Source organism: Caballeronia sp. ATUFL_M2_KS44 (genome assembly GCF_023630965.1).
GTDB lineage: Bacteria > Pseudomonadota > Gammaproteobacteria > Burkholderiales > Burkholderiaceae > Caballeronia > Caballeronia concitans.
On record NZ_JALQEA010000051.1, the window covers coordinates 109,251 to 135,229 of the forward strand.

General features: G+C 62.5%; 20 protein-coding genes. 10 read left to right on the plus strand and 10 right to left on the minus strand.

Going from position 1 to position 25,979, the window contains the following annotated elements; all coding sequences use genetic code 11:
• Position 1: 1 nt before the first annotated feature.
• Positions 2–940, plus strand: coding sequence for a phosphatidate cytidylyltransferase (locus NCR39_RS21165; protein WP_250454035.1), 939 nt, complete (start codon positions 2–4; stop codon positions 938–940).
• 54 nt (positions 941–994) lie between these two features.
• On the opposite strand, the gene NCR39_RS21170 is transcribed toward NCR39_RS21165, so the two are convergent.
• The 5 genes from NCR39_RS21170 to NCR39_RS21190 form a co-directional block, all read right to left on the minus strand.
• Positions 995–2,440, minus strand: a complete 1,446-nt coding sequence (locus NCR39_RS21170) for an NAD-dependent succinate-semialdehyde dehydrogenase (protein WP_250454036.1) — start codon at positions 2,438–2,440, stop codon at positions 995–997.
• A gap of 138 nt (positions 2,441–2,578) precedes the next feature.
• Positions 2,579–3,403 (minus strand): NAD(P)-dependent oxidoreductase, encoded by an 825-nt coding sequence (locus tag NCR39_RS21175; RefSeq protein ID WP_250454037.1) that lies wholly within the window; start codon positions 3,401–3,403, stop codon positions 2,579–2,581.
• A gap of 99 nt (positions 3,404–3,502) precedes the next feature.
• Positions 3,503–4,837, minus strand: a complete 1,335-nt coding sequence (gene argG / locus NCR39_RS21180; RefSeq protein WP_250454038.1) for an argininosuccinate synthase — start codon at positions 4,835–4,837, stop codon at positions 3,503–3,505.
• A 179-nt stretch (positions 4,838–5,016) separates the two neighbouring features.
• Positions 5,017–5,337 carry a DUF1330 domain-containing protein gene (locus NCR39_RS21185; protein WP_250454039.1) on the minus strand — a complete coding sequence of 107 codons (321 nt, stop codon included), beginning with the start codon at positions 5,335–5,337 and terminating at the stop codon, positions 5,017–5,019.
• Positions 5,338–5,420: 83 nt separating this feature from the next.
• The gene (locus NCR39_RS21190; RefSeq protein WP_250454040.1) at positions 5,421–6,437 is read right to left on the minus strand and encodes a 1-aminocyclopropane-1-carboxylate deaminase; all 1,017 of its coding nucleotides are present in this window, start codon (positions 6,435–6,437) and stop codon (positions 5,421–5,423) included.
• A 177-nt stretch (positions 6,438–6,614) separates the two neighbouring features.
• On the opposite strand from NCR39_RS21190, the gene NCR39_RS21195 reads away from it, so the two are divergent.
• Positions 6,615–7,103 (plus strand): Lrp/AsnC family transcriptional regulator, encoded by a 489-nt coding sequence (locus NCR39_RS21195; RefSeq protein WP_040050719.1) that lies wholly within the window; start codon positions 6,615–6,617, stop codon positions 7,101–7,103.
• 188 nt (positions 7,104–7,291) lie between these two features.
• Here NCR39_RS21195 and NCR39_RS21200 read toward each other — a convergent pair whose 3' ends face one another.
• Positions 7,292–9,493, minus strand: a complete 2,202-nt coding sequence (locus NCR39_RS21200) for a TonB-dependent siderophore receptor (protein WP_250454041.1) — start codon at positions 9,491–9,493, stop codon at positions 7,292–7,294.
• A 128-nt stretch (positions 9,494–9,621) separates the two neighbouring features.
• Positions 9,622–10,527 carry a LysR family transcriptional regulator gene (locus NCR39_RS21205; RefSeq protein ID WP_250454042.1) on the minus strand — a complete coding sequence of 302 codons (906 nt, stop codon included), beginning with the start codon at positions 10,525–10,527 and terminating at the stop codon, positions 9,622–9,624.
• Positions 10,528–10,666: 139 nt separating this feature from the next.
• Here NCR39_RS21205 and NCR39_RS21210 point away from each other — a divergent pair, with 139 nt between their 5' ends.
• The 4 genes from NCR39_RS21210 to NCR39_RS21225 all read left to right on the plus strand — a co-directional run bounded on the left by NCR39_RS21210 (position 10,667) and on the right by NCR39_RS21225 (position 15,645).
• Entirely contained in the window at positions 10,667–12,109 is a 1,443-nt protein-coding gene (locus NCR39_RS21210) for a M20 family metallopeptidase (RefSeq protein ID WP_250454043.1), read from the plus strand.
• Entirely contained in the window at positions 12,106–13,398 is a 1,293-nt protein-coding gene (locus NCR39_RS21215) for an MFS transporter (protein ID WP_250454044.1), read from the plus strand. The genes NCR39_RS21210 and NCR39_RS21215 overlap by 4 nt, the downstream gene beginning before the upstream one ends.
• 28 nt (positions 13,399–13,426) lie before the next feature.
• Entirely contained in the window at positions 13,427–14,476 is a 1,050-nt protein-coding gene (locus NCR39_RS21220; protein WP_250454045.1) for a serine hydrolase domain-containing protein, read from the plus strand.
• Positions 14,477–15,180: 704 nt separating this feature from the next.
• Entirely contained in the window at positions 15,181–15,645 is a 465-nt protein-coding gene (locus NCR39_RS21225; RefSeq protein ID WP_250454046.1) for a hypothetical protein, read from the plus strand.
• A gap of 1,897 nt (positions 15,646–17,542) precedes the next feature.
• Here the strand turns inward: NCR39_RS21225 and NCR39_RS21230 are convergent.
• Complete coding sequence (locus NCR39_RS21230; protein ID WP_250454047.1) at positions 17,543–18,517, minus strand: ParB/RepB/Spo0J family partition protein; 975 nt, start codon at positions 18,515–18,517, stop codon at positions 17,543–17,545.
• A complete protein-coding gene (locus NCR39_RS21235) occupies positions 18,514–19,725 on the minus strand; it encodes a ParA family protein (protein WP_250454048.1) in 1,212 nt (403 codons plus the stop codon). The genes NCR39_RS21230 and NCR39_RS21235 overlap by 4 nt, the downstream gene beginning before the upstream one ends.
• Positions 19,726–20,348: 623 nt before the next feature.
• Here NCR39_RS21235 and NCR39_RS21240 point away from each other — a divergent pair.
• Entirely contained in the window at positions 20,349–21,749 is a 1,401-nt protein-coding gene (locus tag NCR39_RS21240) for a replication initiation protein (protein ID WP_250454049.1), read from the plus strand.
• A 58-nt stretch (positions 21,750–21,807) separates the two neighbouring features.
• Here NCR39_RS21240 and NCR39_RS21245 read toward each other — a convergent pair whose 3' ends face one another.
• Positions 21,808–22,977 (minus strand): YbfB/YjiJ family MFS transporter, encoded by a 1,170-nt coding sequence (locus NCR39_RS21245; RefSeq protein ID WP_250454372.1) that lies wholly within the window; start codon positions 22,975–22,977, stop codon positions 21,808–21,810.
• A 475-nt stretch (positions 22,978–23,452) separates the two neighbouring features.
• Between NCR39_RS21245 and NCR39_RS21250 the strand changes: the two genes are divergently transcribed.
• From NCR39_RS21250 to NCR39_RS21260, 3 genes are all read left to right on the plus strand, one after another.
• Positions 23,453–24,541 (plus strand): alpha/beta fold hydrolase, encoded by a 1,089-nt coding sequence (locus NCR39_RS21250; RefSeq protein WP_250454050.1) that lies wholly within the window; start codon positions 23,453–23,455, stop codon positions 24,539–24,541.
• A gap of 205 nt (positions 24,542–24,746) precedes the next feature.
• Complete coding sequence (locus NCR39_RS21255; protein WP_250454051.1) at positions 24,747–25,736, plus strand: hypothetical protein; 990 nt, start codon at positions 24,747–24,749, stop codon at positions 25,734–25,736.
• 25 nt (positions 25,737–25,761) lie between these two features.
• Complete coding sequence (locus NCR39_RS21260) at positions 25,762–25,953, plus strand: hypothetical protein (protein WP_502800260.1); 192 nt, start codon at positions 25,762–25,764, stop codon at positions 25,951–25,953.
• Positions 25,954–25,979 lie beyond the last annotated feature (26 nt).

The window sequence follows — 25,979 nt, forward strand, 5'->3', positions numbered from 1 at the left end:
CATGCCGACAACTTTCTGGCAACTCGTGGCGGGCGTCACCGGCGTCCTCGTCGTGGCGACGATCATCGGCGCGATACTCGGCGCGCGCGCCAAAGCGGCGAATCGCACGAACGCGACCATCGTCAATCTGAACGAACGCATTCGCGCGTGGTGGGGCATGATCGCGGTGATGACGATCGCCATCGGACTCGGCGACAAGGCGACTTACGTCGTCTTCGCGCTGCTCTCGTATCTCGCGTTGCGCGAGTTCATCACGCTCACGCCCACGACGCAGAGCGACCACACCACGCTCTTCGTCGCGTTCTTCGTCGCCGTGCCGGTGCAGTACGTGTTGCTCGGCATCGACTGGTACGGCATGTATTCCATCTTCGTGCCGGTGCACCTTTTCTTCGCGATGTCGCTCTTGTCCGCCCTGACGCAAGACACGCGCGACTTCCTGAGCCGCAACGCGCGCATCAACTGGGCGCTCATGGTGTGCGTCTACGGACTGAGCCACGCGCCCGCGCTCCTCACGCTCGATATCGCCGGTTATCGCGGACAGAACGCGCTTTTGCTGTTCTATTTCCTGCTCGTCGTGCAGATCAGCGACGTGCTGCAGTATGTCGTCGGCAAGCTCTTCGGGCGACGCAAGATCGCGCCGGTGCTGTCGCCGTCGAAGACGGTGGAGGGATTCGTCGGCGGCGGATTGCTCGCGACGTTATGCGGCGCGGCGTTGTATCGCGTGACGCCGTTCGGTTTCGGCGCGGCGTTTTTCATGTCGCTGGCGATCGTGCTGGCGGGATTCGTCGGCGGACTGGTGCTGTCGGCGGTGAAGCGCTCGCTCGGCGCGAAGGACTGGGGATCGATGATCGCGGGGCACGGCGGAATGCTGGATCGCGTCGATTCGATCTGCTTCGCCGCGCCGGTGTTCTTTCATCTGGTGCGGTACGTCTATGTATGACAAACGCCCGCGCGATTCGTCACCGCGCGGGCGTTTGCAAACACTTCGGCGGAATCAGACCGCCATCACCGTGACCGACTTCGTCACGAGATACGGTTCGAGCGCTTCCGGCCCGCCTTCGGAACCATAGCCCGAATCCTTCACGCCGCCGAACGGCATTTCCGGCCACGGCGTCGCGGGCTGGTTGATCCACAGCATGCCCACTTCGAGCTGGTTCGTCAGCAGATGCACGTTCTTGAACGAACGCGTGAACGCGTAACCCGCGAGACCGTACGGCAGACGATTCGCTTCCTTGATCGCGTCTTCCAGCGAGTCGAAGCCGCGAATGGCCGCGACCGGGCCGAACGGCTCGTTGTTGAACACGTCGGCTTCGAGCGGCACGTCGGTGAGCACCGTCGGCGCAAAGAAATTGCCCGCGCTGCCGATGCGCTCGCCGCCCGTTGCCACCGTCGCGCCCGCCTTGCGCGCGTTCTCGATCACGCTCGTCATCGCGGTGATGCGGCGTGCGTTCGCGAGCGGCCCGAGCGTCGTGCCTTCGGCGAGGCCGTCGCCGACCGACAACCCTTCCGCGTGCTTGACCAGCGCCTTCGCGAAGTCATCGCGCACGCTGTTGTGAACGAGAAAGCGCGTCGGCGAAATGCAGACCTGCCCCGCGTTGCGGAACTTGGCCGCGCCCGCCGCCTTCACGGCAAGCTCGACGTCCGCATCTTCCGCGACGATCACCGGTGCGTGGCCGCCGAGTTCCATCGTCGCGCGCTTCATGTACTGGCCGGCGAGCGCGGCCAGTTGTTTGCCGACGGCCGTCGAACCCGTGAACGTCACCTTGCGGATAACCGGATGCGAGATCAGATACTTCGAGATTTCGGGCGGATCGCCGAACACGAGACCGAGCACGCCGTTCGGCACGCCTGCGTCGGCGAACGCGCGGATCAGCTCGGCAGGCGATGCCGGCGTCTCTTCCGGCGCCTTCACGATAAACGAGCAGCCCGTGGTCAACGCAGCCGAGAGCTTGCGCACGACCTGATTCACCGGGAAATTCCACGGCGTGAACGCGGCGACCGGCCCGACCGGCTCCTTCACCACCGTCTGCTGCGCGTTCACGTTGCGCGGCGGCACGATACGGCCATACACGCGGCGCCCTTCGTCCGCGAACCATTCGATGATGTCCGCCGCCGAATTCACCTCGATGCGCGCTTCGACGAGCGGCTTGCCCTGTTCCTGCGTCATCAGGCGGGCGATGGAATCGGCGCGTTCGCGCACGATGGCGGCCGCCTTGCGCATCAGCGACGCGCGTTCGAGCGCGGTCATCCTGCGCCACGTCGCGAAGCCGGCTTGCGCCGCCGCGAGCGCGCGGTCGAGATCGCCGATGCTGGCCCGCGCGACCGTGCCGATTTTCTCGCCGGTAGCCGGATTCAGCACGTCGATGGTTGCGCCGCCCTCTGCGTCGCACCACTCGCCGTTAATATAAAGACGCGTGTTCTGATACGTTCCTGCGGTCATTGAGCACCTCTTGCTAGAAAGATGGCCGGGCCGGCGTGCCGCCAGCCGCGAATTTCACTTCGATGAGAAAGGCTGTGCGTCGAGCGTGCAACATCGTTAAAGGATACGCAGTAAATCGCACGACCGCACGCTTCGGGGTCATTCGCCGCGTTCGGTGAAGAAGCGGGCGAGCGCATCGGTGGCGGATTGATCGTGGGCGAGCCGCGCGTACAGGCCCGCCGCGCCTTCGTAGATGCGATGTTCCGCGAAGTCGTCGCCGATGAACGCCGCGATCTCCTCCATCTCCGCCACCCAGCGATACGCCTTCGGCGGCATGCGCGGCACGTTGCCCGCGAGCCAGGCGACGAGTTGCGGCTGGCTTTCGGCAAGCTCGGCGAGCAGCGCGTCGCCCGCGCCGTTGCGCATGGCCGCGAGCGACATGGCCGAGCCGAGCGCCGTCAGTCCTTTCGTGATGCCCGCGTACGACATCTTCAGCGCCGACGCCGCGCCCACGGGCCCGTCGAGCAGACGCACGGCGAGGCCGGCGTTGCCGAGCACGTTCGCACGCGTCGCATGCGGTCCGGAGAAATAAAACTTGGGCGATGAAGGCGCGCCGATGATCCCGCCATCGACGAAAGCCGCGCCGGTGGCATCGACGGTTCGCGCGATCGTCGCGACGGTTTGCGGGCTGACCGCGTTGCAGTCGATATAAACAGCCTTGCTGGACGCTTCGTTTAGCGCGGGCGCGAGACGTTCGGCGGTTTCGGCGGCCACGGCGGGCGGCACGATGGAGAGAATGAAGTCGGATGCGGCGAGATCGGCGAGGCTCGCGTCTTCCATGCCGGCTTCCTGCGCGCGGGCAGCGCTCGCAGCGCTGCGGCCTTCGAGCGTGGTGAGCACGCGCGCGCCGGACGCGCCGAGCATCTTGCCGATTGCCGATCCCATGCTTCCTGCGCCGATGAGCGCAATGGTCAGTCGAGTCAAGTGCGGCTCCCTGGAATCGGTTGCAAGACGCACAGGATACGCGGATGAGCGCGGACCCGCAGAACGCGGCGCGCCCATCCGGCGAGCGGGATGCGAGCGTTACTCGCTGTCGCCCTTGATTTGCGGCAGCGCCGACGCCTCGCCCGGCGTCAGCAGGCCGACTTGCGCGTAGATGCGCAGCTTGTCGCGCGTGTCGGTGATGTCGAGATTGCGCATCGTCAACTGGCCGATACGGTCGCGCGGCGAGAACGTCGATGCGACCTTCTCCATCGACAGGCGCTCCGGCTGATACGTCAGATTCGGCGACTTCGTGCTGAGAATGGAGTAGTCGTTGCCGCGGCGCAGTTCGAGCGTGACTTCGCCGGTGATCGCGCGCGCGACCCAGCGTTGCGCGGTTTCGCGCAGCATGATGGCTTGCGAGTCGAACCAGCGGCCCTGATACAGCAGACGGCCGAGGCGTCGCCCGTTTTCGCGATACTGCTCGATGGTGTCTTCGTTATGAATGCCCGTGACGAGCCGTTCATACGCGATGTGCAGCAGCGCGAGTCCCGGCGCTTCATAGATGCCGCGGCTCTTCGCCTCGATGATGCGGTTCTCGATCTGATCGCTCATGCCGAGACCATGACGCCCGCCGATGCGGTTCGCTTCGAGCATCAGTTCCACCGGGTCCGTGAACGTCTTGCCGTTCAGCGCGACCGGGCGGCCTTCGTCGAAGCGGATGGTCACTTCTTCGCGATCGACCTTCACGTCGTCGCGCCAGAACGCGACGCCCATGATCGGATTCACGATGCGGATGCCCGACTCCAGGCTTTCCAGATCCTTCGCTTCGTGCGTCGCGCCGAGCAGGTTCGAATCGGTGGAATACGCTTTTTCGGCGGACATCTTGTACTCGAAGCCCGACTGGCGCATGAACTCCGACATTTCCGCGCGGCCGCCGAGTTCGTCGATGAACTGCTGGTCGAGCCACGGCTTGTAGATCTTGAGGTCCGGATTCACGAGCAGACCGTAGCGGTAGAAGCGCTCGATGTCGTTGCCCTTGTACGTGCTGCCGTCACCCCAGATGTTGACGCCGTCTTCCTTCATCGCGGCGACGAGCATGGTGCCCGTGACCGCGCGGCCGAGCGGCGTGGTGTTGAAGTACGTGACGCCGGCCGTCGAAATATGAAACGCGCCGCATTGCAGCGCGGCGATGCCTTCCGCGACGAGCTGCGCGCGGCAGTCGATCAGGCGCGCGCCTTCTGCACCGTATTGCGTCGCGCGGCGGGGAATGGAGTCGTAGTCGTCTTCGTCGGGCTGGCCGAGGTTGGCCGTGTAGGCGTAGGGCACCGCGCCCTTCAGGCGCATCCAGTGCAGCGCGGCGCTGGTGTCGAGGCCACCTGAGAATGCGATACCGACTTTTTGCCCAGTCGGAAGGCTTTCAAGAATTGTGCTCATTAGCGAAACCGTTAAGTCGACGTACGGGTTGGGTGCAACTTTCGAGTATCAACCATGCCCGGTCATAAGACAAGTTGAGCGATTGCGCGCGCACGCGCGCGTTTTTGCGTGCGCGAAGCCGAAAGCTGCTGAAAACTGCGGGAAACCGCAAGTTTAGCCCGTCGCCGGCCGAAGGCTCGCTAACGGAGGATGTCGGTGGCTTGGTGGGCGGCATCGACGCCGTCGATCAGGAAGATCGCGCCGCTCGCGTGACGCGTGCGCAGCGGCAGAATGCGCCGATACGCGTCCGACGCGTACCAGTCGCGGGCGCGCGAGAGGTCCGGGAACGCGATCACGATCAGATCGCCCTTCCATTCGCCCTCGCGCACGTCGCAGCGTCCGCCGTGGATGATGAAGCGGCCGTCGAACGGCGCGAGCGTATCGTCGATACGTTCCAGATATTCGACGATGTCCGCGCACATTTCGACTTCGTGCAAATGGCCAATCGCGTAGGCGGTCATTTCAAAGCTCCCTTTGTGTTGTTTCGCGTGAGGGAATCTTCGGCCTGGCCGCGCGTTGCGTCGATTACGCGGGAGGTAAAGCGTCAGCCGTTGCGAAACAGGAAGCTATACGCGTTCAGCGCGGGCACGCCGCCGAGATGCGCATACAAGACCTTCGATCCCTCGGGGAACTCGCCGTTGCGCACCATCTGGATCATGCCGTCCATGGACTTGCCTTCGTAGACGGGATCGGTGAGCACGCCTTCGAGCCGCGCGCAAAGGCGGATGGCGTCCAGCGTGCCCTCGTTCGGCAGGCCGTATTCGGGGCCGCCGAAGCGCGTGTCGAGAATCACGTCGTCGCGCGTGATGTCCTGTCCCAGTTCGACGAGCGCCGCCGTGTGCTTCGCGATGCGCGTGATCTGCTCGTGCGTCTGCTGCGGCTTGGCCGATGCATCGATGCCGATGACGCGTCGCGCGCGGCCATCGGCTGCAAATCCGGCGACCATGCCCGCCTGCGTGCTGCCCGTCACCGAGCACACGACGATGTAGTCGAACTTGAAGCCGAGTTCCGCTTCCTGCTGGCGCACTTCCTCCGCGAAACCGACGAAGCCGAGCCCGCCCAGCGGATGCTCCGAGCATCCGGCGGGAATCGGGAACGGCTTGCCGCCTGCTTCGCGCACGCTGTCCATCGCGTCCTGCCAGCTTTTGCGGATGCCGATATCGAAGCCATCGGCGACGAGCCGCACGTCCGCGCCCATCATCCGCGAAAGCTGAATGTTGCCGACGCGGTCGTACACGGCATCGGAGTAATTGACCCAATTCTCCTGCACGAGCACGCATTTCATGCCGAGATGCGCGGCCACTGCCGCGACTTGCCGCGTCTGATTCGACTGAATGCCGCCGATGGAGACGAGCGTATCGCAGCCCTGTTCGAGCGCTTCGGGAATCAGATATTCGAGCTTGCGCGTCTTGTTGCCGCCGAACGCGAGGCCGCTGTTGCAGTCCTCGCGCTTGGCATACAGGTCGACCTTGCCGCCGAGATGGGCGCTCAAGCGCTTGAGCGGCTGGATGGGCGTCGGTCCGAAGGTGAGCTGATAGCGGGGAAAACGTTGCAGATTCATGATCGGCATCCTCGTGATTGAGCCTTGGCAGCCGCGCGTGTTTGCGCGATGCCTTGTGGTCAATCGTAGGGAAAGTCGCGATCAGCCGGGTTGCGAAAAAAATGCGATCGGCCTAACGTTGTGAATGTGTCTGTGCTTGCTTCGTGGATTCGTTTCGTTTCAGGTCAATTTTACGCAATGAAAAAAGCCTCGCTTTCGCAAGAGCCGCATCAGACGGACCGCGTCGACCGCGCGATTCTCCGCCAGCTTCAGCGCGATGCATCCATCTCCAACGTCGCGCTCGCGGCCAAGGTCAATCTGAGTCCGCCCGCGTGCCTGCGTCGCGTCGAGCGGCTGCGCGAAGCGGGTCTCATCCGCGCGACCGTCGCGCTGCTCAATCCGAAAGCGCTCGATGCCGGCATGCTCGTGCTCATCGGCGTGGTGCTCGACCGGTCGACGCCCGAGTCCTTCACCGCGTTCGAGAAGGCGGCGCAGAAAGTGCCGGGCTGCATGGAATGTCACGTCGTCACCGGCGAATTCGATTTCTTCATGCTGATCCGCACGCGCGATAGCGACAGCTTCAATCGGCTGCATGCGGAGAAGCTGCTTTATCTGCCCGGCGTGCGGCAGATACGCACGTTCGTCGTGTTGCGGGAGATTTTGTCGACGACGGCGTTTCCGGTGTGAGGAATGGGGTGGTATCTGGAGAACGGCATCAGGGAATTGTTCATCGATCTCGACGGCGGTCGCAGCAACGCAGTGCGCCACCAATTCGTCAGCATGCCGAATTATTTATCCGCGTTCCAACGAAAGACTAGCCCGCCACACATCCAAAACACCCGCGCCTTTTCTTCCGAAACGACGCGGCATGCGCATCACCACCGATAGTTCATGCCCGCGAAAACCTGCCTGCCATAGCCGAACGCGCACCAGCTTCCGTAGTAGCAGGAAGCCACATACTCCTTGTCGAAGAGATTCTGCGCGTTGACGTACAACTCCGCGCCCTTCAACTGCGATGCCGCGCGGCCCAGGTCATAGCGAAGCGTCGCATCGACGAGGAAGAAGCTCGACACCTTGAAGTCGTTGTCGCTGCTATACGTCGTGCCGGTATATCGCCCGCCCGCGCCGAGCGAAAGTCCCGCGAGCGGCCCGCGATTGATCGTGTAATACGCCCACAACGATGCCTCGTTTTGCGGCACCGCAGGCAAATGCTTGCCCTGCAGACCGCCGTTGTCCTTCGTATAGATGGTGTTGAGATACGTGTAGCTCGCGGAGACATTCAACGCATCCGTCAGGCTCACCTTCGCTTCGAGTTCGACGCCGCGCGAACGCGCCTCGCCGCTTTGCGACTGGAAGTTCGGATTCGCGGCATCGACGGTCAGCAGATTCTCGCGCGTCAGACTGAAAAGCGCCGCCGTGAAGAGCGCGTTGTAGTTCTTCGGCTGATACTTGATGCCCACTTCATATTGATGCCCGCGCTCCGGATCGAACGCGTTGCCGTTGATGTCGGTGCCCGCTTGCGGCGTGAACGATTCCGTATAGCTCACATACGGCGCGATGCCGTTGTCGAACACATACGTGAAACCTGCGCGCCCCGTGAACGCGCGATCGAACTGGCTCGACGAAGTGCCGAACGTATCGTTGCGCGTCTTGCTGCTCGCCCAGTCTTCACGACCGCCGAGCGTCAGGATGGCGTTGCCGAAGCGCGCCTGGTCCTGCGCATACACGCCGTATTGCGTGCCGCTCAACACCTGCTTCGACAGCTCGGGCAGCGCAATGGTCTGGTTGTAGACCGGCGCGAACATGTCGATGGACGGCGCCGTGCCGAATCCCGAGATGAAGTTCGTCGCATAGTGCTGATAGTCGAAGCCGACGAGCAGCGTATGGTCGATCGGTCCAGTCGAAAAATTGCCTTCGACCTGATTGTCGATGGCGAACGTGTTGAGGTTATCGACCGAATACGCCGTGCCGCGATCCAGCGTGCGCAGATCGTCCTCGAGCGCGCTCGCGTAGACGCTCTTGTAGTCCTGCGCCAGATGCAGGAAGCGCGCGTTCGACCGGAACGACCACGCATTCGTGAGACGCCGTTCGAATTTGTACCCGACGGATTCCTGCACGCGATTGAAGCTCTCGAAGCTCGGATCGCCGTCGTAGAAATTACTCGGCAGCTTGCCGTTCGGATTGAACAGCACCGTGCCTTGCGGCGGCACGCTGCCGTAGGCGGAGCTGCGCGGATCGTGCTGATAGAGCGCGAACAGCGTGAGCGACGTCTTGTCGTCAGGACGCCAGGTGAACGACGGCGCAATCGCAATGCGCTCGTTCTTCGTCATGTTCACCTGCCCGTCTTCCTTGCGTCCTATGCCGGTCACGCGGAACAGATACCGGTCATCGCCCGCGATGGGACCGGACAGATCGAACTTGCCCTGCACGTGTCCGTAGTTACCGAATTCGACGCCCACTTCATGAAACGGCTGCACGGTCGGCAGCTTGCTTTCCATGTTCAGCAGACCGCCCGCCCCGGCTTGTCCGTAGAGCACGGAGACCGGGCCTTTGAGCACTTCCACGCGATCCATCATGTACGGATCGAGCTGCGGCACCGCATACCATCCATTGCCGATGAGCTTGAGGCCGTTCCAATACGTGTCGGCGTCGAAGCCGCGCACCTTGAGCAAGTCGTAACGCGTCGCGATGCCGCCGCGCGTCTCGGGCGTCACGCCGGAGACATAACGCACGACCGCGTTCAGCGTCTGCGCGTTCTGCTGCTCGATCTGATCCTGCGTCACGACGGAGACCGACTGCGGCGTTTCGAGTATCGGCGTGCCGGTTTTAAGCGCCGTCGAACTCTCCTTCGCGACGTAGCCTTTCGTCGGACCGTAAGGCGAGTCTTGAGTGCCTTGCGCCGTCACCTTGACCGCGGGCAATGTCGCGTCGGGCGAAGCGGATGCGGCGGGCGCGGTGGCATCTGTCGCGGGCGAATCCGTCGATTGCGCGTTGGCGCACTGAGTCGCCGCGAACAACAGCAGCGCCGCCAGTCGCAACGGTCGCAGCGCGGCCGGGCTCGTCTTGCATGAATTCATATCTCGGTCTCTTGGTCGATGCTGAAGATGATTAAATGCGAATCATTATTATTTGATGGCGGATTGTGAGGCCACGTTTTGATTTTGTAAAGTCGATTCGCAAGGCGATGCGGCGTCGCCGGCCGCCTTCAATCGATGATTGCCGGCTCCTCGATCGCCCGCTTCAGCAGTTCGACGAACGCGATGACCGCCTGCGGCAAGGTGCGCCCGGCCATCGTCTGGATTTGCAGCGTGCGTTGATGCAACTCCGGATTGGTGATGGGAACGGCCGCGAGTCCATCCGATTCGAGGCGGCTGCGCACGGTGAGATAGCCCGTGAGCGTGACGGCGTCGGTGAGGCGGACGAAGCTCTGCATCGCCGTGTGATAGTTGCTGACGAACGCCGGCTCGAAGACGAGGCCTTCGAGACTGCACGCGATATCGAAAAGCTGGCGAAGCGTGCCGCCCTGGTTGTGCATCGCGAGCGGCCACGCGTGAAGATCCGTCAGCGACACCGCTTCGCGCGACGCGAGCGGATGCCCGCGCCGCATCAGCGCATAGACGGGCGCGCGCTGCGCGTAATGCACCTGGACATTCTCTTCGGGCGCCATGCTGAAGCACACGGCGATGTCGTGCGTGCCGTCGCGCACGCGCTGCGTCGCGATGGACGGCGCGGAGACATCGAGCTGAAAATGCGCGCGCGCATGCGTCTTCAGGAAATGCGCGAACGCCTGCGGCAAGAAATCCGGCGCGACGCCTTCGGACGCCGCGATGCGAATGGTCGCGCGGCCGCCCGCGCTCAAGCCCTGGATTTCGTCGATGACGCGCTCTTCCTCCAACTGGCTGCGCCGCGCGTGATTCGCGAGCAGACGCCCCGCTTCGGTCAGCACCATGCCGCGCGGACGGCGCTCGAAAAGCGGCGTGCCCATCTGCTCTTCGATTTTCGCGATCTGCCGGCTCAGCGCCGACACCGCCACGAAGAGCCGCTCCGACGCCTTGCTGAGCGAACCGCTGCGCGCCACTTCGAGGAAATACCGTAACGCCGTCTGATCCATGAAGTCTTTTCGCCGATGCGCGCTTTGCCGAAACGGCAAAGGTTCCTGAGAAATATTGTAATTGTCCAGAAATATCGTCCACGTCAGCATGATTCGTCGGCGGCCCTGGCTGCCCTGTTCGAATCAGACGGAGAACGATGTGACCCGCGACACCGCCATTCAAATCGCCACGCGCCATTACGATTCCGGCGCGTTCCTCGACGACCTGCAGCGGCGCGTCGCGTATCGCACCGAAAGCCAGGAGGCCGACAGCGGCGAGCGCCTCGCCGCGTATCTGAACGACGAACTCACGCCGACGCTCGGCGACTGGGGCTTCAGTTGCCGCATCGTCGCGAATCCGGTTGCGGGCGTGGGGCCGTTTCTCGTCGCGCATCGCCATGAAGGCGACGATCTGCCGACCGTGCTCAGCTACGGCCACGGCGATGTCGTGCGCGGCTACGACGCGCAATGGTCCGAAGGCCTTTCCCCGTGGCGCGTGACGGTCGACGGCGATCGCTGGTACGGGCGCGGCACCGCCGACAACAAGGGCCAGCACAGCATCAACCTCGCCGCGCTGAAAGCCGTGCTCGACGCGCGCGGCGGCAAGCTCGGCTTCAACCTGAAGCTCTTGATCGAGACCGGCGAGGAAGTCGGATCGCCCGGCCTCTTCGCCGTCTGCGAGCAATTGCGCGACGAACTCGCCGCCGACGTGCTGATCGCATCCGACGGCCCGCGCCTCGCCGCCGATCGCCCGACGATGTTCCTGGGCTCGCGCGGCGTCATCAATTTCAGGCTCGACGTGAAGCTGCGCGACGGCGCGCATCACTCGGGCAACTGGGGCGGCTTGCTGCGCAATCCGGGCATCGTGCTCGCGAACGCGATTGCGTCGATGGTCGATGCGAACGGCAAGATCCTCGTCGAAGGACTGCGCCCGCCCGCGATTCCGGATGCGGTCGTGCGCGCGCTCGCGGATATCACGGTGGGCGGCAATCCGGGCGAACCGGACGTCGATGCCGACTACGGCGAGCCCGGCCTCACGCCGACGCAACGCGTGTTCGGCTGGAACAACGTCGAAGTGCTGGCGTTTCGCACCGGCAATCCGGAGAAGCCTGTGAACGCGATCCCGCCGAGCGCCTATGCGCACATGCAGATGCGCTTCGTCGTCGGCACCCACTGGAAGAATCTGCAGCAGATCGTGCGCCGTCATCTCGATGCACACGGCTTCCCGATGGTCGATGTCGAAGTCGAGCGCGGCATGCCGGCCACGCGCGTCGATCCGGACAATCCGTGGGTGCAGTGGGCGCTGCGATCGCTCGAGCGGACGACCGGCGCGCGGCCCGTGCTGCTGCCGAATCTCGGCGGCACGCTGCCGAACGACGTGTTCGCCGATGTCCTCGGCATGCCGACGCTCTGGGTGCCGCATTCCTATCCCGGCTGTTCGCAGCACGCGCCGGACGAGCATCTGCTCGGCTCGGTGGCGAGCGAGGGCTTGCGCATCATGGCGGGCCTGTTCTGGGATCTCGGCGCGCGTGAAGGCGACGCCGGCGACGACAACCCCGCGCGCCATCTGCCGCGCAAGACGACCGGAGGCCGTTCGCGATGAGCACTGAATCCGTCACCCTTTCGGCGCGGCCTCAAGAGCAGGTCTCGCAGAAGAAGATCGCCCGGCTGATCGTCGCGACGTCGGTCGGCAATGCGCTCGAGTTCTACGACCTCGTCGTGTACGGCTACTTCGCGGGAACCTTGTCGAAGCTGTTTTTTCCCACGCACGATCACACCGTCTCGCTGCTGCTCACGCTCGGCACGTTCGCGCTCTCGTATCTCGCGCGGCCGGTCGGCGCGCTCGTGCTCGGCTCGTATAGCGACCGACATGGCCGCAAGGCGTCGCTCACGCTGTCCATCGCGATGATGACGGTGGGCACCGCGATGGTCGCGCTGATGCCCTCCTACGCGACCATCGGACTCGCCGCGCCCGTGCTCATCTTCGTGTCGCGGCTCATGCAGGGCTTCTCGGCGGGCGGCGAGTTCGGCAGTTCGACGGCGTTTCTCGTCGAACACGCGCCGGAGCGCCGGGGTTTCATGTCGAGCTGGCAGTTCTCGAGCCAGGGCGCGAGCACGCTGCTTGCGTCGCTGTTCGGCGCGGTGCTGACCAGCACGCTGACGCCCGCGCAACTCGAAGGCTGGGGATGGCGCATTCCATTTTTGTTCGGTGTCCTGATCGGCCCGATCGGTTTGTATATCCGCCGACGCATGGACGAGACGCCCGAGTTCGAGCATGCGGAGAAGGTCGCGTCGCCCGTGCGCGAATTGCTCGCGACGCAGAAGGAACGGCTGCTCGTGTCGATCGGATCGCTCGTCCTCACGACGACCGCGAACTACATGCTGCTCTATATGCCGACGTACGCGGCGCGTCAGTTGGGGCTTGCGCCGTCGTCCGGCTTCATCGCGACGCTGACGGCGGGCTTCATCATGATGGTCCTCGTGCCGGTGGTCGGGCATCTGTCGGACAAGTACGGACGCACGCGCATCATGCTCGTGACCGGGGTGATTTTCTTCCTCACCGTCTATCCGGCGTTCATGTTCATGAACGCGCATCCGTCGCTGCCGACGCTGCTCGCCGCGGTCATCTGGGTCGCGCTGCTCAAGGCGACGTATTTCGCGCCGATTCCCGCGCTCATGTCCGAACTCTTCCCGACGGCCACGCGCACGACGGGCATGGCGTTCGGCTACAACATCGGCACGACGGTGTTCGGCGGCTTCACGCCGCTGGCGGTGGCATCGCTCATCGCCGTGACGCACAACAATCTCGCGCCGGGGCTGTATCTGATGATCGCCGCGGTCGTGAGCCTGTTCACGCTCGTCTGGGCGCGCAAGCGCCTCGACGTGCGTTGAATCTCGAATCCAGTCAGGAAGCTCTCTCATGAATGAAGCATTGCAACGCGCGATCCAGTTTTCGATCGATCATGAATCGACGTGGGATCGTCAAGTTCACGGCAACTGGGGCGTGCATGTCAACGATCCGCCGCCGTGGAACCGGCTGCTCGGGCCCGTGCACGATCGCGGGCCGGTGTCGGGCGCGATCGCGCTCGATGGCCGCGTGCTGGCGACGTGGGGCGAGCCGGATCGCGCGGATCTGACCTTCAGCATCGCGAAGACGTATCTCGCGTTGCTGGCGGGCGTCGCGCACGATCGCGGCCTGTTGCCCGATCCTGACGAGCCCGTGCGCGAGCGTGTGCCGGGCATCGGCTTCGACGATCCGCATAACGCGCCGATCACGTGGACGCAGTTGCTGCAGCAAACGAGCGAATGGCAGGGCGAGTGCTTCGGGCTTTCGGATCAGGCGGATCATTATCGCTCGGTGACGTTCGGTGATCCGCCCAACGGCAAGAAGGGCGATCTGCGGCCGCTGCAAACGCCCGGCACGTATTGGGAATACAACGATGTGCGGATCAATCAGCTATCGCTTGCGCTGCTGCATCTGTTTCGTGCGCCGCTGCCCGAGGTTTTTCGCGAGGCGATCGCGCGTCCTTGCGGGCTGAGCGACGACTGGAACTGGGCGGGATATGACCACGCGTGGGTCGAGATCGACGGGAAGCGCATGCAGTCCGTGCCCGGCGGCACGCATTGGGGCGGCGGCATGTCGATCAGCGCCAACGATCAGTTGAAGATCGCGCAGATGCTGGTCGATGAGGGAGTCGTCGGCGGGCGGCGGGTGTTGTCCAAGGAGTGGATCGATCGCATGCGGACGCCCTGCTCTCTTGCTTCTTTCTACGGCTATCTCGTGTGGCTCAACACGGGGCGGAAGATGTTTCCTGATGTGCCGGAATCCAGCTATTTTGGCGTCGGGGCGGGAAGCTCGTTTATGTGGATCGAGCCTTCGTCGCGATTGGCTGTCGTCGTGCGCTGGTTGAATTCGGAGCATGCGGGGCGGTTCTTCGGGTTGGTGGGGGAGGCGGTGGGGGTTTCATGAGGCTCTATATTTAATTCGGAATCTTTATCGGTTGTTTTGGTGCTTTTTCTTCTAGCAGAGCCGGGGAGCGTCTTGAACGGTGCTTCTGATACTCCTTCGGCGCCTGCGGTTCTGTGGAAGTTGAGATTGACCGCATCGCTTGCCGCCCTGCATGCGTCCTCGCTGGTAATGTTTTGATATCAAAGCAAGGGGACGCGTTTCGCGGATCAATGGCACGCATGTCGATGCAATGCCTTTGCGCCGTTGATGCTGCGTCGCGTCGTCACTCACGGCGCGGCAGCGTTTCACTCGTTGCGTGGCTCGCGTCCGCGCAATCGCGTTCGAGCGCACGTTTCGTGCGCCAAACCTGCTGTTAGTTGCATACATGAAGCCGTGCGTTAGACGGGAATGAATCGATTCGATTAGCGCCATCCGCCTAGGCGACGCCATGCTGTTCGCTTTCAGAGCGATATCGGTGACCGTCCAGAGTTTCACAGCTTGCGCTGGAAGTTTCGAGGCTGCACTGAGACGCGACTCCTCGTGGTGCTGTCTGCGATGGGCGAGCGTTCAAGAGAAATATTGCGCCAGCGTCGGGCACGCGCCGCACATGCGTCGCTAGCCAGCGCAAGAGTTTCCATTCGCTTCGTCTCGGCGGATGAAAGTTGACCCTTCAGGTTTTCGCCGCCGCGTTCGTTAACCGGAAGAGGTCAACCAACGATCGACATATGCCAACCGCCCTCCCTTTCGCGCGTTCGCCCCAAGCGACGCAGAAGCGCCTGAGCAAGGCACAACTGCTTCCCATCCCCCGCGCCGTTGCCGATAACCTGGCTCTTCAGGCGCATCTGTCGCTCGAGGCGCTGCGCGCCGGTTCGTCCGACATTGAACCAGCGCAACACGTCGCCGAGGTGATGCTTCTAGCGAGATTCCTCGCTGAGGCAGGACATGGGTGTTTTCCCGACGAAGCGTTGCGAGACGCAGACGCAACGATGGCCAGCACGTTCGATCGTGGCGATCGCTCTAGAGTCTGGACCGTCGACGCAAACGACGTGGAGCAGTTGGCCGCGATTGTGTCGCTTTACGATCATCAACTGCGACGGGCAAGCCTCGGCGCGCTTACCGTTGCAAGTGCAAGACTGGAACAACTGAAAGCGGGTGAGCCGTATCGCGACTTGCAGAAGCGGCGGGCTTGAGCGCTTTCGGGGCATCGGCTACGCCGGGTTGTATTGCGACGCCCTCCTGACGTTCGTGTCGGCACCGCGAGCAGCTTACGGCTTCCGTATCGATCAATACGAATTGTATCGATTTTCCTCGACGGTATCAGTCGCTGGCATTTTTTGGCCTATCGGACCCGAAAACTGTCCCGATCCGGCGTCTATGCGTGAAACAACGCGAGATAGATGGCATAGACGATTGATTTTAAGTCGTTTTTTTGTTTCTTCCGGCAACCGGGGATGTTCCACGCGTAACCTATGGCCGACACGCGCCCGGTTTCATATGAAAAGGCGCGGGTTGGCCCGTGCGGCGCTAGCCCGTTCATTGGCGTGGGCGGAAGGCACCGCGCTTGCGGAGGTGAGGCCGACCTTCTCTTAGCGTGCTGTGGCGCGCCACGCTCATTGCGCGCTGCGGCCTTCGCTACCTCGAGCGACTCTGGGCGCGGTTCAAGTCGCCGACGAAGCAGCGACCCACGAAGCTACATTGGTCGCAGATGCTTCAATGCTGCGGCGACCCCGCGCCCGCTGAACCGGCGTACGAGCGTCCAGCTGATGCGTTTAAACTCGTCTGCAAGGATTCTGCGGCCCGCCAGCTAACGGCACTTGGAGGCGTTGGCCGACACCGCCGACGCAGTACTGCTGGCTGATGATCGGACCAATGTCCATGCGAGCGCTGCTCGAAGCGCTCGTCGCGCCCGATCGCGCGAAGAGCAGGCTCCGGAACGTCTTTCATTAGGCATCGCAGATTTGAACGCGCAGACTCTTATTCTTGCCGGATGGTTTCGCAGATCACAGCGCAAACTTTATGCTTACTGCATCAAGAGAGACACGCTTTTCGCGGCATAGATGTTTCGAGCGATTCCCATTCATATCGAAAGGTACTCGACACAGGGATAGGTGACGTTCGTCGCTTGGCTCGCTGCGACTCTTTGCTCGTGGGTTGTCCACGGGTGCATGGGCAGTGAGTGTCCGAATTCGGACACTTGCTCCGCAACGCTGGCTAACCGGCATGGTCCATCAAGCGCTCGCTGTGCATGCGACTCATGTAGTTGGACAATCACCCGCCGACCCGGAAGTCGCGCTGGCAAAATGGCTTAGCAATGTTATCCAATGATGTTCCCGTTGCTCGCTCAACCAAAGGTTCGTGTCGTTGCCGACGTGCAAGCGACCGCAGTTGCCACGTGACCGCTAACGGGGCGTGTGCGAACAGGGTGCGTCTCCGGCCGTAAGCACGCGTTGAGTCACAGGAGGATTCGCGAGGACCTTTGCGGATTTCGCGGGCGGCGACGTACAATTGGCCATGCCGATGCCGCAATGACTCGTCGCCCTCGTCACCTACGATGCGCGTTTTGGTTCACATCGGTACTGATCCACCGGATGGCGCGAGTGTCCGAATTCGGACACTTCGGCTTGCTAACGCGGATTTTCTTAGCGAAGGACCGCGCCCACGCTATCCGGTCCAGACTGCGAGCTTGTGAACCAACGGCCGTTGTGTAAAGCGCCATCTATCGCGTGACGCTAGACGTTCTTGCGCGCCGGTGTCTTGCTCTCAGAAAGCGCAACAGTCTCGTCGCGAATTGACCCGCCTGCGGAGGCTTAAGCCGATGGACTGCCAGTGTCCGAATTCGGACACATGGAAGGAGACATGCCGGAAGCCCTCTGGTCGCCGCCTCAAATTTTCTTGGACAGTTAATCCCTCTTCGCAACCTTGGCAACTCTTCGATCTGAACCGTTACGACGACGATCAGTCTGCAGTCGCCTTTGACTGTCCGAATTCGGACACTCCCGAGTCAAGTTCGTCAGCGACTCCGTCCGATTCGAACATCGCCGCGTCGAACCAAGGCGAAAAAAAACCCGCTCGCGCGGGTTGGTTCGACTACTCCGACCGTATCGAAAACATCTTCCCGATATGTTCTCGCAGTTGATTCTCCTGCTCCTCGGTGACGACCCCGGCCTTAAACTTGAACGTCAACCCCTTCACGTCCTTTGTGATACTACCCGCCTGCACCTTGCCGGCGAAGATCTTCAGGATGCTGCGCCCCCCCGCATCGGTGGCGGACTCGCCTCGGCTTACCTGTGCATTCAAACTGGCGGCAAGCTTCGTCTGAACCAAGTCACCGGACAATACCTGCGGCCACAATTCATGAAGCGCCTTAAGCCCCGCTTCGCCCGCCTTCTTTAGAGCGTTCACAACGTCCTGCGCCGAAGAAGCACCGAGCACCGACGGCGTCAAATCCAGGTCTCGCTTGACAAAGTCGGGAAGTGAGTCGAACGCCAAAAACCGGTACAGATCGCTTCGAGAAATCCCCATTGCTTCAGCCAACCGCGTCCGATTAGGAAACTCCGCTTCGGCTCGCCGAATCGCGATTGCAATTTCGTAGTCGGACAAGTCGTCGCGCGTGACGTTTTCCATCAGCGCCAGCGCCGCCATGTCCTGGTCCGTGCAATCGATCACAACGGCACGGATCGATTCCTTGTTGATAAGCTTGTGTGCGCGGAAGCGTCGCTCGCCCGCGACGAGCTGAAACGTCTCCCCGATGCGTCGTACGGTCACCGCCTGAAGCAAACCCACTTCATCGATTGAACGCGCCAGTTCGGACAGCTTCGCCTCGCTGAACTGTCGACGCGGCTGCCACGGGTTAGGAGCGATCGCATCGAGCGGAATCGCCGTCTCGACACCCTTCGACTCCAGTTCCTGAATCCGCAACTGCGCCGCTGCCAGCGCGCTCGTGATTCCGGGCATCGTCTGCGGTCCGCGATTCGAGCGATCCTTCTTATCGCCCTTGAAATCCGCAGGCTTGGGAAGGTTGGCCGTCTTGGCCATGAGTTGTTCGCGAATGTTATTACTCATGCCGCCTCCCTCCAGGATTTAACGAACATGTCGTCGAGCCACTTGGCGTATTGCATCATCGGTTGTCGAACGCGTTGAAGCGACTTCGCAGTCGAATGCGTGCTCACGACGTCGAGCGCGGTCGAGAACGACAACGCACCGCCGCTCATCACCGAACTCGCTGGAATCTCGAAGGGATCGAGCCAACGCCCGTAAGCGCTTTGAGCCCACTGACGAACAACCGGTGCCGACGAAGTCTTGCCGTAGTCCACCTTCGACAGCAGAATCGAGATGAAGTCGTAGACCTTGTCTTCCTCGTACGGCAGGAAATCTTCCGCGACATCGGAGAACAGCCGCCAAAAGGCCAGCGAGCTGATGAAGTCGAGGTTCTCGGGGATCATCGGCATGACGAGCGCGTCCGCGGCGAGAAGCGCGTTCAGGTTCATGTACGACAGCGACGGCGACGTGTCGATCAAGATGTAGTCGTATTGAGCGCGCAAAGGTTCGAGGCCCTGGCGAAGGACCGCCCAGAATCGGTACCCTTGAATGGTCTTCTGCCGCGCCGGAAGCAGGAACTCGGCGCCATAAAGGAAGGTATGACCGGGAATGATGTCGAGGCCGTCCCAGTACGTCGACTGAACGCTCGCACCCAAGCCGCCTTCGATATTCTGGTCATAGATATAGGGGAGCACGGTGTCGTCGCCGGAAATTTCCTTCTCGGCGTAGAGCCCGCACAACTCCGAAGCAGAGGCCTGCGGATCGAGGTCGATGAGCAGCACCTTGCGGCCCAACAGCGTCAGTGCTTGTGCGAGACAAACGGTCGTTGTAGTCTTGGCCGATCCGCCCTTCAGTTGCGCCGTCGTCAGCACTTTCCCCTTGAAGTCGCCCTGACCGTCTTCGAGGCGGGTTTGATAGATGTCCGAGGCCATCTTCACCCAGACGCGCACTTCGGGCAGGGTGAACGTACGGCTGCGTCCGTTACCGTTCAATGTTCCCGCCGGCAATCCGCCCTCGCCTTTCGTAACCAGATATTGAATCTGCTGACGCGTCAGGTTGCACATCTCTGCCAGCTCGCTGATGGTGTAGATCGGAGCGGTCTTGCGCGGACGGGGAGCGAGAATCTGTTCTCTTAAGTTATCGGAAAAGGGCTCGAGGTTGTCCGCGAATTCCGCGACCTCGCGAAGAGAGACCTTGCGGTCTTCCATAGGTAGGCTGCCTACGTTGGCCATTCTGCGCTTTCTCCATGTATTGACGCTGAAGCGCAGAATACACGAATACGCGTAAACAGGGTTGCGTAGCGCTGAAATATCTCAGTTTTTAGGCCGTTTTATCGCTATTTCGCAATCACCTGTGCCTGCCGGAGCCGATGTTGATCGGCACTCGCATCTCTATCTGTGAAAAGGAAACTGCGGAGAATCACATCGAGCACAAAAAGCACCCCGGGTCGGTTTTTGTGCCAGACGCGTCGGAGTTGAAAATCCTCTGTGAAATCAGCATGTTACCGGCTTCGATTGCGCGCGAATTAACCCGTGCGCGTCTTTAGGTTCGTTTTGTTCTTTGTAAACCTTCACCCACCCACCAACTAACAGCGGCGCGATTTTCGTTTGAAATCAATGACCGAGCCTGTGGATAGAGGCGGTTTTTGTGCGGAGCAGGGCGGTTTTTGTGCTGCGTACCTCGGAAGTTGGGCGGGACCGGATGGTTTTTGTGACGGAAGGGGCGGATTTTGGGCCGAAGGGCGTCGGCTGGGACGGTTTTTGTGCTGCCACTTTCCCGTTAATACCGGGGCGGTTTTTGTGTTGACACGCTTTCCTTGCCTGTTAGAGTGCCGGGGACCGTTGCGAATCGAAGAATGGAAAACCAGGATCTCACCGTCACCCCTCAGCAGCTTGCGCTCGACATTTACGAAGACATGTCCGGGCAAGGCACGGCTATCTCCGAGGCGACGCGTGACATCGGCTTCCTCAGAAACAACATCTTCACACGCGTCGGCGGACTCGGCATCGCCGCGCGGCGCGTTCTCGACGCCGCTTACTTCATCGTGGCGACGAAAGCGCCGGACGAGCTGATCGACGACAAGGTCTATACGTTCACGGCCGATGTGAATTACTTCAAGTGGCTCATGCGCTATGACAGCCGTAATCACAGCCACCTGATCGCGCAGATGCGGGCCGCGGCGCGGGCGCGCGTCGAAATCATGACCGCGCCGTCGATCGAAGAACTCACCGAGAAAGACTCCTGGGGAACAATCAGCCTGCTCGGCGACTGCTATATCGAGCGCAATGTTGTCTGCGTGCTGCTATCGGGCCGCGTCATCAAGTATCTGATCAGCCCGTACAAGGCGCATTGGCTGAGCTTGCGCGCATCGACTGCGTTTTCGCTTTCGCTTGCGCGAGCCATTTACGATCGACTGATTCCGTGCGAAGGGCACGGCGTCACCGAATGGTTTCCGTTCGACGAAGTGCTCGAATGGCCGGGCAAGGTCGGCGAGTCGCGGAAAGAGGTCAAGGAGTTCAAGAAGCGTTTTCTCGAACCGGCTATCGACCAGCTCAACGAAGTGTCGGATTTCGATGTCAGTTGGGAGGCCAACGCCGATCGCGTCACGCGCGACAAGCTCAAGATCCGCTTTCGGTTCACCAAGAAGCAGGGCGCGGACGCGGCGCGCGCGGGCATACAGGATTCGATGTACCTGTTGCTCCACAACGAATTCGCGTTCGATACCCCCGACTTCGAGCGCCTCGCGAAGAATCGCGAGGTGTGGACCGACGAGCGTCTGGAGCAGGCGATCGAATACACGCGGTTCAAGCTGAACGAAGGCAAGGTCACGGTCAGTCCGCGCGGCTATCTCTTCAAGGCGCTCGAAGGCAATTATCGTATCGGCGATGCGGACCGGAAGATGGCCGCCATCAAGGCGAAACAGCTCGAGGACGACAAGAAGAGCCGCCGCGAACGCGAGTCCGTGCAGGCGCAACTCGAAGCGACCATTCAGGCGCAGAACGACTCCGCTCGAGCCAAGATGAGCGAGGAGATTCGTGCGGGCCGCGAGCTCTTCGAGTCCGCGGATGCTCAACTGCGCAAGGACCTGTGCCACTCGTTCGTGAGTCAGCTGATTCCGCAGCGGCTGATCGAAAAGCAGGGTCTGTCGCGCGAATCGTTGAGCGCAGAGAACATTCTCACGGTCAATCGCGTGGTCGCCGATGCCTTCTGCGCGCACGTTCTGATCAAACTGAAGAAGACGCGGTCGGGAGCGTGAGGCACGTGGAGCAGGGCGCTATGCTTCCGTAATTGATTCGGATGCCGAACGAATAGATTTATTCATTCGCGACGGCATCGCTCAAAGGCTTCTGGCACGCCGCCAGCGCCGCTCCGGCCGCGAGAATGAGCGCGGAATAAACGAGGCCGCGCGTGAGTCCGGCGCTGTCGGATACGCGCCCGATGACCGTCGGCCCAACGATCTGACCGAACGCAAACACGATCGTGAACGCGTTGATCCCGCTTCCCCATTGGCTCGCGGGCACGTTGTGCCGCACGAACGCGGTCGTCGATGCAACGGCGGACAGGAACGTCGCGCCGAACAATACGCCCGACGCGAACGCTGCGAGCGGATGTGCGACGACGGCGGGGATGACCGTCGCCACGGCGAGCAACGCATTGAGGATCGCGAGCGCCTGACCGCCGCGCATGCGATCGAGCAGCCCCGACCACATCCGCGCGGAAACAATCGTCGCAACGCCGAGCAGCGTATAGAAGCCGATGACGACGGCGTCGCTCATGCCCGCGTTTCTCAGCAGCGCGACGATGAACGTCATGTAGCCGATGTAACCGATGCCGAAGCACGCGTATCCCGCGAGCGCGAGGGCGAAACGTCGTCGTGGGACGGCGCGTTCGTGCGCGGCGTCGGCCGTGCGACCCGGCGCTGCGATCGGATGTTCGCGCTCGATGCGCCGCGCCGCTGCCACGCCGATGATCGAACATGCGGCACATGCTGCGGCGAGCGCGAACCAGGCGAAGCGCCAGCCGTGCGGGCCGGGCGCGACGGTGAGCGGCACGAGTATCGACGACATCACGATGCCCCATCCCGTGCCGCCGTAATACAGGCCGATGATGAGCCCGGCCTGGCGCGGCGAAAGCGACGCGAGCCGCGCGGCCAGCACGCCGCCGCTGACGAAGACGAGCGCGCTCGCGGCGCCGGTGGCGACGCGCAAGAGGAGCAGGGCGTCGGTTTGGATGACGGCGCCGCTGCACGCCATCAGCACGGCCGTCGCGATGCAGCCGGCGACGAACGATGACTGCGAAGCCCATCGACGGGACAAGCGTGCAAAGGCCAGCGCGCCGAGCAGATAGCCGAGCGCGTTGGCCGTGTTCATCGCGCCGGCCTGGGCGAAGTTCCAGGCGAGGTCCTGCTTCATCGGCGGCAGCAGCAGCGCGTACGCAAAGCGTGCGAAGCCCAGCGCGATGGCGCTCCCCAGCGACAGCGCCATCGCGAGCGAGCGCGCGGGCAGCGGATTCGGGTCGCGCGTGAGGGACGACGTGTCGTTCGGCGTCAGCCCGGTGCGTGGTGGAGAAATGCTGTCGATGTCGCTTTGGGTGAGCGCTTCGCTTCGGTCGTCACGTTGGTTCACGCGTTATCGTCCTGGTTTGGGCGGACGCGTCGTGGGAGCGGCAAACGCGCCGCGCCGTCGATGAGCTGTCTCCGCGCCTCATGACCATCGTTTCATGTGTCGTGCCGACGTATGGTAACGCGGGAGTGGGGCTGGGCTTGGCGGTAGTACATCCGGAGGCTCCTCGTTAGCCGCAATGCGTCATCGATCAGGCGAACCCGACGACTGCAACTTCCCGCCCTACATTTGCAACCCTCTTGACTTTCAATTCCATTGCGCGCGAGCATAGGAACGCTCGAAGGCCGCGCGCTGTCGGGCACGCATAGGTACGTACTCCATACATACTTTCGCTCCGATGGCCCCGCGCTCAACCCCGCCCCGGCAGCATATCCGCCTGTGCACGGCGAGCGACGGCGCGCGCATCGCTTATGCGGCGTGTGGCTCGGGTACGCCGCTCATCAAGGCCGCCAACTGGCTCAGTCATCTGGAACTGGACTTCATGAGCCCGGTCTGGAGCCATTTGATGCTGGAGCTTTGCAGCCGATACACCCTCATCCGATACGACCAGCGCGGCTGCGGACTCTCCGACCGCGACGTCGCCGATATTTCGTTCGATGCCTGGCTGTGGGACCTCGAAACCGTCGTCGATGCATGCGGCATCGCGCGCTTTCCGCTCCTCGGCATCTCGCAAGGCGCGTCGATCGCGGTGGCTTACGCGGTGAAGCATCCCGAGCGCGTGAGTCATCTCGTGCTGCACGGCGGCTACGCTCGCGGACGCCTGATCCGCGCACGCAGCGCCGCCGAATGCGAAGAGGCCGAAATGCTCGTGCGCCTCGCGGAACTCGGCTGGGGCAAGCACAATCCGGCGTTCCGGCAATTCTTCACGACGCAGTTCATTCCGGGCGGCACGCCCGAGCAGCATCACTGGTTCAACGAACTGGAGCGGCTGACCACGACGCCCGTCAACGCGGCGCGCATCATGCGTGTCTTCAATCGTATCGACGTGGTCGATCTGCTGCCGCAGGTGCAGTGCCCGACGCTCGTGCTGCATTCGAGCGGAGACGCGCGCGTGCCCTTCGAAGAGAGCCGTCTGCTGGCCGGGAACATTCCGGGGGCGCGCTTCGTGCCGCTCGAAAGCGACAACCATCTCGTGCTCGAAGGCGAGCCGGCCTGGACGCGCTGGCGCGAAGAAGTGCACGGATTTCTGCCCGCATCGGCGATTGCCGATCCCGCGTTCGCGACACTCACGCCGCGCGAGCGCGATATCGTCGAATTGCTCGCGGGCGGACGCGACAACGCGCAGATCGCCGCGCGCCTCGCGCTTTCGGAGAAGACCGTGCGCAATCACATCACGAGCATCTTCTCGAAGCTCGAAGTGGAGAACCGCGCGCAGGCCATCGTGCTTGCCAGGCGCGCGGGCTTCGATGCGCAGCCGTCCGCCTGACGCTGCGAAATCCAGCAACGTGCGCTACCGGGACACGTGTCCCGCTTAACGGCCATTGCGCGCTCAAGTCCCGGTGCCGACCGGGACAACCGCCTCATGTCTGCCGCGCGCCGTCTTCGGAGAATGGCTTCCAGACGGTGACGCAATGCAGCCCTTTCTCTGGCGACCCGTCGTTTCCTCAACGCACAGGTTCACTGGAGCTCATATGAATGCCGTTCCCCAGCCCACCGCCCAACAACGCTACGCGCGATGCATCGAGGTTTCGCGGCGCATCCGATGGGACATCGACCGCGACGTCCTGCGCGGACGCCGCTTCGACCCGTCGCACAAATTCATGCCCGATGGCCTCACGGAAATCGACCGCCTGCCGTTCCTCGATCCCGCCGAGCGGCGTCTGATGTCGCAGGTTCAGGGCCGTACTTACGCGAACATGTTCGGGCTGATCGAACGCTTTATCGGTGCGAAGATGATGGACGTCGGGCGCGGCCACGCGCTTTCCGATCAGACCGCGTTCGAAGCGATCGTGCGATTCACCGACGAGGAACTGAAGCATCAGGAACTCTTTCGGCGCGTCGAGGCGCTGGCCGCCGAAGTCATGCCGTACGGCTACCGCTTCATGGCGAATGCCGACGACGTCGCCGCGTTCGTCCTCACCAAATCGACGTGGGCGATTCTAGCGTTGACCTGTTGCATCGAAATCGTCACGCAGGTGCACTATCGCGAGAGCATGGAGACCGACGACAGCATGTCGCCGCTCTTCAAGGACATCTTCCTGTTTCACTGGAAGGAAGAGTCGCAGCACGCGATCATCGACGAACTGGAGTGGATGCGCGAGGACGGGCGCGTCGACGGTGCAGAGCGTGATGAAGCCATCGGCGATCTGATCGATCTCGTCGGCGCGATCGACGGCATGCTGCAGGCGCAAGCCGTCGCCGATGCTCAGTGCTTCTTCGCGCTGCTCGATCGCGCGTTGTCCGAGGACGAGGAGGCGCGCGTGCATGCCGGCGTGCTGGATGCGTATCGCTGGCAGTACATCGTGTCCGGCATCGATGAACCGCGCTTCGAAAAGCTCTTGACCGGGATGGTCAGCGAGGCGCAGGGCGAGCGTCTCGGCGCGGCGCTGGCCGGCTTGCGCCGCCGCACGCTTCATTGCGGCACGGATGTCTTCGCGGGCTTCAATCCCGCTGCTGAGTAAGTTGACGTGCGCCGCGGCTCGTCACATGGGCCGCGGTACGACGAACGTGGAGTGGCCCATCATGATTGCGTATATCGTCTGTCTCATCGACATGTGGTTCACCGCAGCCGAGTGCAAGCGCCGCGAGTCGTATCTCGCGGAATCGAAGGATCTAAGCGAAGTGGAACGCCGGATTCGTGCGCTCATCTCATGCCTGCATGACCTGCACGTCCGATGATGCGAGCGGTTAGCTGCGAAGGAGGG